Source organism: Streptodolium elevatio (genome assembly GCF_040649515.1).
Taxonomy (GTDB): Bacteria; Actinomycetota; Actinomycetes; order Streptomycetales; family Streptomycetaceae; genus Yinghuangia; species Yinghuangia elevatio.
The window spans coordinates 1-15,460 of the sequence record NZ_JBEZFP010000079.1 but is presented as its reverse complement, the minus strand read 5'-3'; the positions used below and the strand labels follow the sequence as shown (position 1 = coordinate 15,460).

The 15,460-nt window shown below is 72.4% G+C and carries 10 protein-coding genes; 8 read left to right on the top strand and 2 right to left on the bottom strand.

The window, feature by feature from the left end; genetic code table 11:
• The first annotated feature begins 151 nt into the window (after nt 1-151).
• The 8 genes from AB0C36_RS26675 to AB0C36_RS26640 all read left to right on the top strand — a co-directional run bounded on the left by AB0C36_RS26675 (nt 152) and on the right by AB0C36_RS26640 (nt 8,982).
• Nucleotides 152-406 carry an acyl carrier protein gene (locus AB0C36_RS26675; RefSeq protein WP_358358460.1) on the top strand — a complete coding sequence of 85 codons (255 nt, stop codon included), beginning with the start codon at nt 152-154 and terminating at the stop codon, nt 404-406.
• A gap of 2 nt (nt 407-408) precedes the next feature.
• Complete coding sequence (gene fabG, locus AB0C36_RS26670; protein WP_358358458.1) at nt 409-1,164, top strand: 3-oxoacyl-ACP reductase FabG; 756 nt, start codon at nt 409-411, stop codon at nt 1,162-1,164.
• A gap of 88 nt (nt 1,165-1,252) precedes the next feature.
• Nucleotides 1,253-2,431: an FAD-dependent oxidoreductase gene (locus AB0C36_RS26665; RefSeq protein ID WP_358358455.1), complete on the top strand. Its 1,179-nt coding sequence runs from the start codon at nt 1,253-1,255 to the stop codon at nt 2,429-2,431.
• Nucleotides 2,428-3,405 (top strand): ACP S-malonyltransferase, encoded by a 978-nt coding sequence (locus tag AB0C36_RS26660; protein ID WP_358358452.1) that lies wholly within the window; start codon nt 2,428-2,430, stop codon nt 3,403-3,405. Before AB0C36_RS26665 ends, AB0C36_RS26660 begins: the two co-directional genes overlap by 4 nt.
• Nucleotides 3,402-4,763 (top strand): SDR family oxidoreductase, encoded by a 1,362-nt coding sequence (locus AB0C36_RS26655; protein WP_358358449.1) that lies wholly within the window; start codon nt 3,402-3,404, stop codon nt 4,761-4,763. The genes AB0C36_RS26660 and AB0C36_RS26655 overlap by 4 nt, the downstream gene beginning before the upstream one ends.
• 115 nt (nt 4,764-4,878) lie before the next feature.
• Nucleotides 4,879-5,910: a helix-turn-helix domain-containing protein gene (locus AB0C36_RS26650; RefSeq protein WP_358358446.1), complete on the top strand. Its 1,032-nt coding sequence runs from the start codon at nt 4,879-4,881 to the stop codon at nt 5,908-5,910.
• Nucleotides 5,907-7,976 carry an aldehyde dehydrogenase family protein gene (locus AB0C36_RS26645; protein ID WP_358358444.1) on the top strand — a complete coding sequence of 690 codons (2,070 nt, stop codon included), beginning with the start codon at nt 5,907-5,909 and terminating at the stop codon, nt 7,974-7,976. Before AB0C36_RS26650 ends, AB0C36_RS26645 begins: the two co-directional genes overlap by 4 nt.
• Complete coding sequence (locus tag AB0C36_RS26640; protein ID WP_358358441.1) at nt 7,945-8,982, top strand: zinc-binding dehydrogenase; 1,038 nt, start codon at nt 7,945-7,947, stop codon at nt 8,980-8,982. The genes AB0C36_RS26645 and AB0C36_RS26640 overlap by 32 nt, the downstream gene beginning before the upstream one ends.
• Before the next feature lie 523 nt (nt 8,983-9,505).
• Here AB0C36_RS26640 and AB0C36_RS26635 read toward each other — a convergent pair.
• Nucleotides 9,506-14,980 (bottom strand): ATP-binding protein, encoded by a 5,475-nt coding sequence (locus tag AB0C36_RS26635; protein WP_358358438.1) that lies wholly within the window; start codon nt 14,978-14,980, stop codon nt 9,506-9,508.
• Nucleotides 14,981-15,173: 193 nt separating this feature from the next.
• Nucleotides 15,174-15,460: formate/nitrite transporter family protein (locus AB0C36_RS26630; protein ID WP_358358435.1), on the bottom strand; the 287-nt coding region annotated here is incomplete at its 5' end.

Below are 15,460 nucleotides of genomic sequence, written 5' to 3'. Positions count from 1 at the left end.
ACTGACGCACTGCCCGCAAGTACTGCCCGCAAGTACGGCCCACATGCACTGACCGCGAGCACTTGACCGCGAGCACCTGACCGCGGGCAACCGACCGCGAGCTCTGGCCGCAACTGGCGGAACCAAGCTCGGCGCCCGAAAGGAACCTGTCATGGCCAAGAACGCCCCCACCCGCGAAGAACTCCGCGCCTTCTTCGTCGAGGAGCTCGAACTCCCCGACGAAACGATCGCCTACGAGACGGAGTTCGCGGCCGACCTGGGCATCGACTCGCTCACCACCATGGAGCTGATGGTGCAGTTGGAGAAGCGCTACGGCGTGCGCCTGGAGGAGTCCGAGTTCGCGGCACTGACCTCCGTCAAGGCCGTCCATGAACTCCTCACCGCCCGGCTCGACGCGGCGGCCTGAACATGGCCGACGACCCGCGGCCGGTCGCCGTCGTGACCGGTGGATCGCGCGGCATCGGCCGCGCCGTGGTGCGCCGTCTGGCCGCGGACGGCTTCGACGTCGCGTTCTGCTACCGGTCGCGGCCGGACGCCGCGGCGGAGGTCGTGGACGAGGCCACCGCGGTCGGCGGCAAGGCCGCGCGCGTACTCGCGTACAAGGCCGATGTCGCCGATCCGGGGGAGGCCCGCGCGCTCGTCGAGGCGGCCGAGGCGGAACTTGGACCGCTCGCTGTCCTCGTCACGTGTGCCGGAATCACCCGCGACGGCCCGCTGGTGCGGATGTCCGACGCCGACTGGAACGAGGTGGTGCGCACCAACCTCGACGGGACGTACCACGCCTGCCGCGCGGCCACCCTCGTGCTCATTCGGCACGGCAGCGGCCGCATCGTCACCATGTCCTCGGTCGCCGGCAGGACGGGTAGCGCCGGACAGAGCAACTACGCCGCGTCGAAGGCCGGGATCATCGGTTTCACCGCGTCATTGGCCCGCGAGCTCGGCCGCTACGGGGTGCGCTCCAACGTGGTGGCGCCCGGCCTGATCGAGACCGAGGTGACCGCGCAACTCAAGGCCGCGGCACGGAAGTCCATCGAGGACCGGATTCCGCTGCGCCGACCGGGCGTACCCGAGGAGGTCGCCGACGTCGTCGCCTTCCTCGTGTCGGACCGGGCCCGGTACGTCAACGGCCAGGTCATCGGAGTGGACGGAGGTCTCGTCCTGTGACCGCCTGCACGGCACCCGTACCGGGTCGAACGTCCGTGCGTCGCCGCGGGTGCCTCGGCAAACCCCATGCCGGGAACAGGAGTTCGCCGTGTATGACGTGATCGTCGTGGGGGCGCGCTGCGCGGGGGCGCCCACGGCCATGCTGTTCGCCCGTGCGGGCTACCGCGTCCTCATGCTGGAGCGGGCCCGGTTTCCACGGGACACCTTGTCCACTCTCTACATCCACCAGCCGGGCGTCGCGCTGCTCGACGCCTGGGGCGTACTGGACCGCGTCAAGGCGACCGGCTGCCCGCCGATCACCGCCGCGATGCACCAGTTGGCCGACGTACGGCTGGAAGGCACCCCGACGCCGGTCCGGGGGATCGCCGCGGCGTACGCCCCCAGGAGGTACCTCCTCGACAACGTGCTCGCCGAGGCCGCGGTCGCGGCGGGCGTGGAGTTCCGCGAACAGTGCCAGGTGACCGGACTGGTCTTCGCCGGAGACCGGGTGGCGGGCGTCAGCTGGCGGGCGGGGGCGGCGACCGGCACCGACACCGCCGCCCTGGTGGTCGGCGCGGACGGGATGCGGTCGGTCGTCGCGGAAGGGGTCGTCGCTCCGGTGACGCTCGAACACCCCTCGCTGAGCTGCGTCTACTACGGCTACTGGGACGGCGTGCAGGCGGACCGGTTCGAGGCGTACGCGATCCGGGGACGGTGGGTCGGGTGTGTGCCGACCAATGACGGACGCACGCTCATCGGCGTGTACTTCCCGCAACGGGAGTATCCGGCGATCCGGACGCGCGCCGAAGCGGCCTACCTGGAAGGGCTTCAGGCCGCCGCGCCCGAACTCCACGAGCGCGCCCGCGCCGGAACGCGTACGGAACGCCTCTTCGGCTGCGGCGCGCAGCCCAACTTCTTCCGCCGCGCGGCCGGTCCGGGGTGGGCGCTGGTCGGTGACGCCGGCCACCACAAGGACTCCGTCACCGCGGACGGCATCACCGCCGCGTTCCGGCAGGCCGCGCTGCTCACCGCGAGCATCGGCGGCGACCTGCACGACGGGTCTTTGCTGTGCGCGGCGTTGGCGCGCTTCGCCCGGCAGCGCGACCGGGTGCTGGCCGAGCGCTACACGGATGCGCTCGCGCTCGCCCGGCTGCGGCCCGACCGGGGGCAGACCCGTCTGGCCGCGATCGCGGCCGATCCGACCCAGGTTCAACGGTTCTTCGACAGGGCGGCCGGTCCCGACCCGGGCCAGGCGGACGCGCTCCAGGAAGGGTGGGTGCACTCATGACGGACTACGGAATCGCCTTTCCGGGGCAGGGGGCCAAGGAGGATGCGCTGACCGGCGCGCTGCACTCGTACCGCACACATCCCCTGGTGGCACGGCTGCTGGAGACGTTCGGCGCGGTCGACCCATATGCGCTGGACCTCGCCGACACCGCGGTCAACCAGCCGGCCACCTTCGCGGCGGGGATCGCCGCCGTCGAGGCGGTGTTCGGGCCGGAAGCCCGGCCGGCGGTGACGGTCGGGCACAGTCTCGGCGAACTGGCGGCGGCCGCCTGCGCCGGATTCCTCGACCGCGACGCGGGTTTCGAACTTGCCGTGGAACGCGGTGCGTTGTGCCGCGAGCAGAGCCTGCGCAGGCCCGGCGCCATGGTCGCGGTGATCGGCGCCGAGCCTGCCGACGCGGAATGGCTGCGCCGCCAAGTGCTGGCCGAGCGCGGCGGCATCCTGGAGGTGGCGGGGCTCAACAGCGCGCGCCAAATGGTCCTGTCCGGGGATTCCGAGGCCGTGGCGCACGCGGCCGCGCTCGCCGCCGAGCAATGCCTGAGGGCGGAACTCCTGCCCATCGCCGGGGGATTCCACAGCCCTTTGATGATGGACGCCGTGCCACGGTGGCGCGTACGCCTGGCCGCGGCCGACTTCAGGACGGGATTCGCGCCGATCGTCTCCGCCATCGACGCGCGGGCCCACAGCGATCCCGACGAGGTTCGTGAGCGCCTTGCCCAGGGGTTGGTCCTGCCGGTGCGCTGGCGCGACGCCGTGCAGGCGGTCCGTGGGCTGGGCGTCCCCGCACTTGTCGACGCGGGCCCGGGGGACACCCTGCTCAAGCTCGGACGCCGGGACCGCTCCATGGCGTTCGTCGGGATCGAGGAAGTGGCCGGGCGGCTCGACGGGGGAGCGGGGGCGGGAATCGGGGGCGGGGCCGGTTTCGGGGCCGAAGTCGGGGCTGCTCTCGGGGCTGGTCTCGGGGCCGGGACATGAACCGCCTGCGCGCCCCGGGTGCGGATTTGACGACGGGGCCGGGCGCGGGGCTGGGCGCGGGGCCGAGTACCGACGTGGGCAACCGGCTGAGCACCGACATCGTGCTGGCTCCCGACATCAGGCCCGTCGTCCGCAACCGTCCTCGCACCGCGCCCGACCGCCGCGTGCTGCTCACCGGCGCCACCGGGTTCCTCGGCGCCTTCCTGCTGCGCGAACTCCTGGACCGGACCCCCGACGACGTGTGGTGCCTGGTCCGCGCCGACACGCCGCAGCAGGCCCGGCAGCGCATCCAGGACACCATGCGGCGGTACCTGCTGTGGGACAGCCGTACCGCGGCCCGCATCGTCCCGGTCCCCGGCGACCTGACCCGTCCCCGGCTGGGCCTGCCGCCCCGGCAATGGGCGCGGCTGGCCGAACGGGTCGACGTCATCCAGCACAGCGGGGCCCGGGTCAGCCACATCGCACCGTACGGGCTCCTGCGGGACGCCAACGTACGCGGCACCGCCGAAGTTCTGCGGCTGGCCTGCGCGGACCACACCAAGCCCGTGCACTTCGTCTCCACCGCGGCGGTGGGCGCCGACCCAGCCGGGGGTCCGCCGCCGCGCGGGACCGCGGGGGCCGGCTACGTGACGAGCAAATGGGCCGCGGAACGGCTGGTGTCCGAGGCGGGCGAGCGCGGGGTGCCGGTGCGGATCTACCGTCCCGGGCGCATCAGCGGCCATTCGGTCACCGGCGCGTGCCAGGTCGACGACGCGGTGTGGAACCTGATCCGTGCGGTCGTGCTGCTCGGTGCGGCCCCGAACACCGCCGACGCCGAGGTGTCCTTTGCCCCGGTGGACTACGTGGCGCGGGCGATCGTCCGCATGTCCGCGCCGGATTCGCCGGATGCGCAGGGTGCGCGGGTTCCGCCGGGCACGCCGGTTACGGCGGTTGCGGCGGTCACGCCGGTGGCGCCCGACACGCCGGGCACGCCCGCTGTTCCCGGCAACGGTCTTGCCGCGCGCGTGCGTTACCTGCTCAACCCGTCCCGGATGCCGCTGCACGTACTGCTCGCGCACGTCGCGGAGCGCTTCCCCGTCGAGACCGTCCCGTCCGATGTCTGGCTCGCCCGCCTGTGGGACGCGCGGCACCGGCAGGACGGCGCACTGGCCCGGGCGGCGCTGCTGCTGCCGTCCTACCGCGCGCTGCTGACGGGTGCGGGACGGCCGCCGACGGGCGACCTCACGGCGGGCATCGCGGGGCCGGACGACGCCGGGGCGCCGTGCCCGCCGATCGACGGCAGGCTGATCGCGGTCTACCTCGACTACTTCGAGTCCGTCGGATTTCTGCCGTCCGGCGCTCCGCAATTCCTGGCATAAGGGACACCGATAACACGGACATAAGGAATTCCGATGACTGCGCAAAGAACCCTCACGGGGACTTCACGTGATTCTTCCTAGTCTTCATGGGAATCGATCCACGGGGAGGCCGATCATGGCTCAGTCGTCCACATTACCGACCGCTCCTGTTGTTCTTGTCGTCAGCGACGCCGCGGAGCATTCGGACTGCGGTGCCGCGTCCTTCGCGGCCTTCCGGGACATGATCGGCGCGGCCGCGGGCCGGCCTCCGGAATGGTTCCAGGTGCGGCCGGCGGGCCGTGGCGTACGCGAGCAACTCCGGGCCGCGGCCGGGCAGGCGCACGCTCTGGTGCTGCTCACCGAGGTGCGCAACAACTCCTGCTCCGGGGAGATCACGCTCGCCATCGACGAACTCGCCGGCGGGCCGGTGCGCCGAAAGCCGGTGGGCCTCGTCGCGGTGGGCGCGGGCCACGGCAGTCACGCGGTGGACCATCTCCGGGTCGTGCTGGCGGCGTTGGACGCGGTCGTCATACCGACCGCCTTGGTCCTGCCCGGCCCCGCGCGCACCGGGTGGCCGCGCCTGCGTCCGGCGGCCTTCGCGGACGCGGCCGGAGCGGTCCCCGGCGAGGAACCGGCACCGAACCGCGCGCTCAAGGGCTTCGTCGACGAGTTGTTCTGGTTCACCGGCCGACTGCGCGCGGACCCGCCGAACGGAAACTCCCGGCCCGGGGGCGCCGGCCCCGACGCGGTGGCCGAGCAGGTCGACGCCGCAGTGGCGTTCATCCGGGAGAACTTCGCCGACAACGAGTTGACGCTCGGCCTGGCGGCGCGTGCCGCGCACATGAGCAAGTACCACTTCTCGCGCACGTTCAAGAAGCGCACCGGGCAGCGGTTCATCGACTTCGTCACCGAGTTGCGCATGGAACGCGCCCGCACACTGCTCCTGGAAAGCGGACTTTCGGTGGCCGATATCTGCCTGGGCGTCGGGTACCGGGACCTCAGTCATTTCCAGCGCACTTTCAAGGCGGCACACGCGATATCACCCACGGCATTCCGCGCCGCCGCGGCCGAAAAGAGCGCGCAGGTCCGGGGCCGGGATCGCGGCACGACGGAATTCCGCGCGGACGCGGCGGCGCTGTGCGGGCCGGGGGAGAGGAGCCGGCTGTGACGGGTCCCGTGCCCCACTACCTGTGCGGGGAGTGGCGCATGCCCGCCGACGCGGGGAGCGTACGCCGACACGCCGTGCACGGCCACGAGGTCTACCGGGTCACCACGACCGCGGTCGACGCGGCCCCCGCGTTCGCGCACGCCCGCGCAGTCGGCATCCCCGCGTTGCGGCGCCTGGACTCCGCGCAACGCGCCCGGCTGACGACCCGTCTGGCTCGGCATCTCGCGCTGCACCGCGAGGAGTTCGTACGCCTGCTCGCCCATCTGGGTGCATCGCGGGTCGACGCCGCGCATGACGTCGCCGGCGGCCTCGACGCCATGCGCCACTGCGCCGCGACGGTCACCCGGCACCTCGCCGGGGAAGGGGACGCGGGCTGGGACGGGGCCACGGCGGACGGCCGCCTCTTCGTGCACGGGGGGTCCGGCGCGCCGAGCGGCGTGAACGGCGTGCCGCTGCGGGCAGTTGCCGCGGCACCGCCTGGTGTCGCGGTCCACATCAGCGGATTCGCCTTGCCCGTCACGACCCTGCTGGATGCCTTCGCACGCGCCTTCGTCGCCGGTGTACCGGTCATCGTGCGGCCCTCCCGCCGGAGCGCCCAGATCGCGGTCCACCTGGTCCGGCGGATCGCCGAGTGCCCTGGCATACCCGACGGGGCGCTGCAAATCCTGTCCGGGCCAGCCGACTTGATCCGTCATCTCGGCGCTCATGACCTGTTCGGCTTCACCGGGACCTCCGCCACGGCCCGGCACCTGCGCGGCCGGATCGCGCAGTTCGCCGCGCCGCCCTGGCAGGACTTCGCCGCGGACGCCCTCGGCTGCGCGGTGCTGGGCGCCGACGCGGCGCCGGGGTCGGCGGCTTTCGACCTGTTCGTGTCCCGTTTCGTGGCGGGCATGACCGCACACGCCGGGCAGACACCCGCGGCGGCGCGGCGCGCCTTCGTTCCGGCGACGCTCTTGGACTCGGTTGCGGATGCAACCGCCGCGGCACTGGACGGAATTCGGCTCGGCGACCCGTACGCGACCGGGGTGGACATGGGGCCGCTCGTGGACCAGGCCCACCGGCGCCGCGTGTTGTCGAGCGTCGCCCGGTTGCGCGGCGTGGGGCGTACCGTGCGTGGCACGCCGGGCGCGGTCGACGCCGTGGCCCGGGACGAGCGGTTCGGCGCGTACCTGCCCCCGATCCTCCTCGCCGCCGACCACGCGGAGTACCACGAACCGCACCAGGTCGAGGCGTTCGGACCCGTCGGCACCCTCATCCCCTACCGCTCGTCCGACGACATCGCGCACGCACTCGCCCTCGGCGCACGCGGGTCGCGTGCCTGGGTGGTCACCGGTGAGCCGGCGAGGGCGGCCGACCTCGTACGCCAACTCGCGCCCACCCAGCGACATATCGAGGTGATCGACAGCTCGGCCTCGCCCGGCGGGCCCGGCGCACCCGTCGACGAACCCCGACAACGTCCGCCGCTCGACCACCTCACCACCACGACCGTCCAGGCCTCGGCGCGGCACCTGGCAGCGGCCACCGACCGGTGGATCCCCGGCGCGGCACACGTACACAGCTTCACGCACCCGCTCCGGCGCCACCTCGGCGACCTGCGCGTCGGCGACACCATCACGGTAGGGCCGCGCACGGTGACCCGCGCCGACATCGCCTGCTTCGCCGAACTCACCGGAGACCACTACTACTTGCACACCGACGACGCCGCGGCCGCGGAACACCCGTTCTTCCGCGGGATCGTTGCCCACGGCTTTCTGGTCCTGTCGCTGGCGACGGGCCTGTTCGTGCCGCCGGAACCCGGCCCGGTGCTCGCCAACCGCGGACTCGAGAACCTGCGATTCCTCGCCCCGGTACGCCCGGACGACTCGCTGACCGCCACCCTGACCGCCCGCCGCATCACCCCGCGCCCCGGCGCCGGAAACGGCGACGTGTGCTGGCACGTCGAGGTCGTGAACCAAGACGGCCGCCCTGTCGCGGAGTTCGACCTCATCACTCTCACCGCAGACCGGCCCGCCGCCGGGGACAAGGACGTTCCGCATGCGCGCCACCACCATTCACAGCCCGTATGACATCCGCGTCGAGCACGTACCCGACGCATCCGTCCGGCAGCCCGGCGACGCCGTCGTCCAAGTGCTCCGCGCCTGCGTGTGCGGCACCGACCTGTGGGCCTACCGAGGCGAGTCCGCGCGGCAACCGGGCCAGCGGCTCGGCCACGAGTTCCTCGGCACGGTGACGGACATCGGGCCAGAGGTGACCTCCCTGCGCCCGGGCGACCTGGTCATCGCACCGCTCAGCTGGTCCGACGGCTCGTGCGTCTACTGCACCGAAGACCTGCCCAGCGCGTGCCCCAACGGCGGGATCTGGGGCGCGGTCGGTTCCGACGGCGGCCAAGGGGAGGCCGTCCGCGTCCCCTACGCCGACAGCACACTCGTCCAACTGCCCGCGGACGCCGCCTCCGACGACCGCCTGCTCAACGCGCTGCTCACGCTGGCGGACGTCCTGGGCACCGGCTACCACGCGGCGCTGAGCGCCGGCGCGCGCCCCGGCGCGTCGGTCGCGGTGGTCGGCGACGGCGCGGTCGGCCTGTGCGCGGTCATGGCGGCCAGGATGCTGGGCGCGGAGAACATCGTCATCCTCGGCCGCCACCCCGCGCGGCTCGAACTCGCGCAGAAATTCGGCGCCACAGCCGCGGTCACCGAGCGCGGCGACGCCGCGGTGGAAGCCGTACGCGAACTGACCGGCGGCCATGGCGTCCACGCCTCGATCGAGGCCGCGGGTACGGCGGAGGCGCGGAACACCGCCATCGCCGCGACGCGGCCCGGCGGCGCGGTCGGATGGGTCGGCGCCCCGCACGGCAGCCCGTTGGACACCGCCATGCTCTTCATCCGCAGCATCACCCTGCGCGGCGGCATAGCACCGGTCCGCGCCCACATCCCCACGCTGCTCCCGCGCATCCTCGACGGCACCATCGACCCGTCCCCGGTCTTCGACGGCACAGTAGCCCTCGACGCAATAGCCGACGCCTACCAGGCGATGAACACCCGCACCTCCCTGAAAGTCCTCATAACCCCCTGACCCCCGCCGCCTGCACCCCGCAGCAGACAGAAGCGCCACCATCCCCCCACCACTGCCCCGAGTTCCACCGCGCGTTCCCACGCTTGGGCCGAACGGGTGATGCGAAGTTGTTCGACTGAGGACGTGGAGTGTTCGAACTAGCCTGAGGCGGTCGGCTGTTCCCGGATCGGCCCGGCGGGGACAGCGTGTCTTCTTTAGTAACAGGCCCTTACTGCACGAGAGTTCACCTCAACATCAACTGCCGCATCAGACGGGCGCATCAATCGCCTGATCGCATCCGCTGCGCCAGATGGGGGCAGCGCCGCACCCTCATGGACGCAGCAACAGAGCGTGGCGCCGGCTCAGGTGGACTGTCGTGAGGCGGCGGGTCTGTTCGGCAGGACTGGACGTTTCCTGGGGTGCCGGTGGCAGGCGGTGCGGGGTGGAGGGGTGACCCCGCCGATTTCTGGGCGTCGCCTTGTTTGACGAGGGAAGCGTGGAAAGCGGCGGGGTCGGTGTGGAGGTGGCTTTGTGGGGGCGGGGGTCAGCCTCCGGACCAGTGTTTTACGCCGTGTTCGAGGGCTTCGATGATGCGGGGGCGCATTTCGGCGGCTCGGATTACCGCGTCGACGGAGCCCACCTCGACGGCGCGCCGGATGCTGTGGACGCGGTCGAACTCCGCTGCCACCTCGCCGAGCTTCTCCGCCCGTACGGCGGGCTGGAGTTCGACGAGCTGTGCGTGCAGCGCGGCCCGCTCCGTGCCGCCCGCGGCGGAGACGCGGGCGTTCAGCTCGGTCACCCGCGGGTCGGTCGCCGTACGCTTGTCGACCTCGCCGGCGAAGACCACCGCCGCGGCCGGAGCGCCGCCCAGGACCGAGGCGAAGGAGCCGTCCAGGGCCAGGACCGTCATGTTCGGGTTCAGGGCCTTGGAGAACACCACGAAGGCGCCGCCGTGGTAGCGGGAGATGACGCAGAAGACGATCGGCCCGTCGAAGTTCACGATGGCCCGGCCGATCTCCGCGCCGTACTCGAGCTGGAGCTTGCGCATGGACTCCGGTGAGCCGTCGAAGCCGGAGAGGTTGGCCAGGACCACGAGCGGCCGGTTGCCGGAGGCCGCGTTGATCGCCCGGGCGGTCTTCTTCGACGACTGCGGGAACAGCGTGCCCGCGGTGTAGGTGTCCGGCCCGTCGGTGGGCGGGAAGCCGCGCCGCGGTACGGCCCGGGACTCGATGCCGATCAGGCACACCGACTGCCCGCCCAGGTAGACGTCCTGGACGACCGCGGTGTCCGCGTCGGCCATGCCCGCCCATCGCTCCAGCACCGGGTGGTCCTGGTCGGACAGCGCGCGCATCACGGTGCGGATGTCGAACGGCTTCTTGCGGTCCGGGTTGTGCTCCGCGGAGAAGATCTCCCCGACGCTGGTGAAGTCGCTGCCCTCGACCATGTGCGGGAAGGGCGAGATGTCGCGGTCGACCGGGTCCTTGGTCTCGGCCCTGCGCGGCGCGCTCTCGCCGGGTGCGATGTACGTGTGGTCGTAGTGCGCCATCAGGATGTTCCGCGCGCTCGCCAGGTTGGGCGCCCAGTACTGCGCCTGGCCGTTCGGGCCCATGACGCGGTCGTAGCCGCCGATGCCGAAGTTGTCCTCGGCCGAGACGCCGCCGGAGAAGTCCAGCGACTGCTTGCCGGTCAGCACCATCGCCGAGTCCGGCGTCATGATGAGAACGCCCTTGGTGTGCATGAGCATTGTGGCTTCGGCGTTCCAGTACGGCTGCGCGCCGACCGTGATGCCGGCCACCACGATGTTGATCTCGCCGCCCTGCTGGGTGAACTCGACGATCCGCTTGAGTGCCGCGGCCACCCAGTCCATGTTCTCGGTGCCCGAGTCCATGGAGATCCGGGCTCCCGCGGACAGCGCGTACCACTCCAGCGGCACCCGCATGCGTTCGGCGAGGTCCAGCGCCGCGATGACGCGGCGGCATTCGGGCTCGGACAGCGCGCCGAGCGACTTCGTCGGGTCGCCGAGCAGCACGACGCGGGTGACGCCCCGCCGGTGGCGCGGCGTCCGCGTGGTGACCACGCCCGCCACGATCGCCGCGGAGTTGCGTCCCTTCGGCCGGTCGGCGGGCACCAGCTGGTGTGCCTCGTCGAGGTCGTACTCGACGAAGTCGCCCAGGAGGCGAGTCAGTTCGTACGGGTATACGGTGTTGCGGGCGCTGGCCTGCAGCACCTTCTGCCGGTAGTCGTCGACCGGTTCGACCGGCTCGACGGGCGGCTCGCCGACGACCAGCTCGGCGCCGCCGGCCGCGTCGAAGACGAACCGTACGGCGACCTTGGCCAGTTCGCCGGTCTCGCGGTCGCGCTGCCGCGCGATGAACTGGATCTCCTCCAGCCCCGCGCCCGCGGTGGTCGGCAGCACGCGGCGGCCGATCGTCTCCACCTCTTCGCGGGTGAGCTCTATGGCCGGCCAGACGTAGACCACGATGCGGTTGGTGTGGAACCGCTTCTTCGACGGCCGCTGCGACTGCGCGCCGCGGATCGAGTCGAGGCAGGCCGCGACCGTGTCCTCGGTGGTCGGCAGTGCCACCAACTTGCCGTCATGTTCGCGGAGTTCGGTGAGGTCCCGGACTTGCGCGAAGGCGACAAGGCGGTCGTCCGAGGGGTTCTCGCGGGCCACGCACCGGAAGAGGTAGACCTCTTCGTCCGACGACGGCAGCCGGGTCAGGTCGAACCCGCTCAGCCGCTCCATCTGCATCCGCTCGGCGATGTACGGGTGCAGGCCGCGGATCAGGCGTTCCTCGGTCATCCCGGTGACGAGCGACGGGCGGTACGTGAAGTGGTGGTGCATCACGGCGCCGCCGCGGCCCGCGACGGTCATGGTGATGCGGCGGACCGAGCGGGGCAGCGCGTGCGCGACCAGCACGTCGTGCAGGGCCGCGGCCATGCTGTCGAAGTCTTCCGGCTGGTTCTCCCAGGCCAGGTAGATGTCGGCGTCGACGGCGGACTCGTCGGCGGCGAGCGCGGCGAGCCCGCGCAGCGCGTCGTCGAGCGCGTCGAAGCGCACCGCGGTCGAGGCGACGCACGAGTCGGCGCGCTCGGCGACCACGAAGGTGCAGCCGGTGAACTCGCGGGTGTGGATCGCGGTCAGGCCCTTGTTGCCGTAGTACCGCCGGGTCAGCACCTCCAGCATGACCGCGTGGTCCAGGCCGGCGCGGATCAGGCGCTGGCCGAGCAGCCGTACGAGCGGCTCGGTACTGCGGACCATCTCGGCCATGCGCTCGGCGCGGTCCGGGGCGTCCGGGAACGCGTCCAGGTGCCGCAGGTGCTTGCGCACCCCGGCGTACACGCGCGCGCGGTTGCGGCGCAGCAGCGGCTGGGCGAACCAGGCGAAGACCACGCCGCGCGCGAGGTCGGCGACCGCGGGGAAGCGGACCTGGGTCGCGGTCACCAGCCGTTCGAGTGCCAGGCCGACGGGCTCGCGCAGGGCCTCGCCGGGCGGGGGCTCGCGCAGCCACTCGCGCAGCAGGGCGGTGACGATCTTCGCGTCGGCGGACGCCCGGCGCTGGGCGAGGAAGACCCGGAACACCGCGGCTTCCAGGTCCGGGGAGCGGTCCAGGTCGGTCACGCCGTAGCGGCCGAGCGCCTTGCCGAGCCGGGCGCGGAACGCCTCGGGGAGGGCGGCGCGTTCGGCGTCCAGGCTCTGCAGGTACAGGTGGAAGTACTCGCGGGCGCTGTACGCGTGGCCGTCGTCGCCGTCCTCGCTGGCCGGCCGGTTGCGGCTGAGTTCGGAGAGGTCGGCGAACGCGCCGATGAGGTCGACCTCCTCGGCGAGCAGCCGGTGGCCTTCCTCCGCGGCGGCGGCGCGTGCGGTGAGGAAGTCGCCGAGCACCCGCCCCTCGTCGTACGGGTCGACGTCGAAGCCGAGCACCACGCTGTGCAGGTCTTCCAGGCCGCGTACGGCCCGCTCGCGCGCCGCGACGTCCGCGGGCCGCTCGGGCAGGTCCAGTTCGACCGGCGGCGCGGCCGCGGTCTCCTCGGCCTCCTCGTCGGCGAGCGGCTCCAGCTTCAGCAGCGGCGCCCCGGTCTCGACCTGGCTGCCGACCGAGACGACGCACTCCTTGAGCCGGGCCTTGAACGGCGCCCGGAGCACGGTCTCCATCTTCATGCTCTCCAGCACCAGCACGGGCGCGCCGGCCTCCACCTCGGCGCCGACCGCCAGCGGGGTGGCGACGACCAGGGCGGGTGCGGGGGAGCGGACCACGCCGCCCTCGTCGCGGCTGATGCGGTGGGTGACACCGTCGACCTCGACGAGGTGGGTCGGGCCGTGGGTGCCGATGAGCAGGCGGAAGCGGGTGCCGTTGACGACGATCCGCCCGGAGTGCCGGTCGAAGCGGTCGAGTTCGACGTCGGCGGTGCGCACCGAGTCGCCCGCCTCGATGCCCACGTGGAAGCGGTGTGCGCCGACGCGCGTGACCCGCACGCGGTAGCCGACGCCGCGCAGCCGCAGGTCCAGCGGTCGGCCGGACTCGTGCCGCACCTGCGGGCGGCCGCCGAACGCGGTGGACAGCAGCCGTGCCCGCTCGACGCGTTCGTCCTCCTCGTACGCCTCGACGGCGGCGGCCGCGAGGGCGACGCCGGAGTGCCGGTCGCAGACCAGGCGGCCTTCGCCGCGCACCCGGTCGATCCAGCCGGTGTCGGCGGTCGCGCCGACCACCTCGGGCTGGTCGAGGAGGTCGAGGACGAAGCTCTTGTTCGTGGTGCCGCCCTCGATGACGACCGTGGTCTCGGCCATCGCGCGGCGCAGTCGGCCGAGGGCCTGCTCGCGGTCGGCGCCGTACGCGATGATCTTGGCGATCATCGAGTCGAAGTCGGCCGGGATGGTGTCGCCCTCGCTGACCCCGGTGTCCACCCGAATGCCGGGTCCGGCGGGCGGCACGAAGCGTGCGATGCGGCCGGGTGCGGGGGCGAAGTCGCGGTCCGGGTCCTCGGCGTTGAGGCGGGCCTCGACGGCGTGCCCGATCTCCGCGGGGCGGGTACCGGTGAGTTTGCCGCCGTCGGCGACGTGCAGTTGCAGCCGGACCAGGTCCACGCCGGTGGTGACCTCGGTGATCGGGTGCTCGACCTGGAGGCGCGTGTTGACCTCGAGGAAGGCGAACAGCTTCTCGCCGGGGTGGTAGAGGAACTCCACGGTGCAGGCGCCGCGGTAGCCGACGGCCAGCGCGAGCCGTTCGGCGGAGGCCTTCAGTTCGGCGGTCTGCGCGGGGTCCAGCACCGGGGAGGCGGACTCCTCGATGATCTTCTGGTTGCGCCGCTGCACCGAGCAGTCGCGTACGCCGAGCGCCCAGGCGGTGCCCTGCCCGTCCGCGATGACCTGCACCTCGACGTGCCGGGCGCCGGTGACCAGGCGCTCCAGGAAGACCACGCCGGAGCCGAAGGCGCGCAGCGCCTCCTGGCTGGTGCGCTGGTACGCGTCGGCGAGTTCGTCGGGCGAGGCCACCATCCGGATGCCGCGCCCGCCGCCGCCCGCGGTCGCCTTGAGCATCAGCGGGTAGCCGATCTCCTCGCCGGCGCGCAGTGCCTCGTCGAGGGTGGCCACCTCGCCGCGGCTCCAGGGTGCGACGGGGACGCCGACCTCCTCGGCGAGCAGCTTCGCGCCGATCTTGTCGCCGAGCCGGCGCATGGCGTCGGGGCTCGGTCCGACGAAGGTGACGCCGATGCGCCCGCACAATTCGGCGAACTCGGCGTCCTCGGCCACGAAGCCCCAGCCGACCCAGGCGGCGTCCGCGCCGGTCTCCTGGAGCGCCCGGGCCAGCACGGCGTGGTCGAGGTACGGCCGGGCCGACGCGGGGCCCAGCGGGTACGCGAGGTCGGCTTCCCGGACGAAGGTGGCGTTGCGGTCGGCGTCGGTGAAGAGGGCGACCGTCTCGATTCTTGTCCCGGTTTCTGCCGATAGATCCCGCACCGCGTGGATCAGCCGCATCGCGGCTTCTCCGCGGTTGACAATGGCGATACGACTGAACACCGGTCGAGCCTCCCAAGAACCTACGCACCGCAGGCGACGTCCGGCTGGAGCGTCGCCTGCACCTGGTTATCACCCTGCTTGATCACCGTATGCCCCACCAATGCGCCGCGCCGCACGGCCCAGGGCTCCCATTTTGTAGGAACCCCACAAACGTGTGCGGGGTCCTACGCCGTCCCGAGCCGCCGGAACCGGCTCAGGCCTCCGCCATGCGGTCGGGCGCGCCGGGGACGGCGGCGTCCTCGGCGGGCGCCGGCTTGGGCGCCGCGCCGTTCTCCGAGCGGGCCGGGGCCGGGGGTTTCGCGACGGGACGGGTCGGGCCGGTGCGCGCGTGCGTGGCGTACATCGTGAGCCCCACGAAGGCCAGGCCGCCGATCAGGTTGCCCAGCAGCGTCGGGATCTCGTTCCAGATCAGGTAGTCCATCACGGAGAAGTCGCCGCCGAGCATCAGGCCGGACGGGAACAGGAACATGTTCACGATCG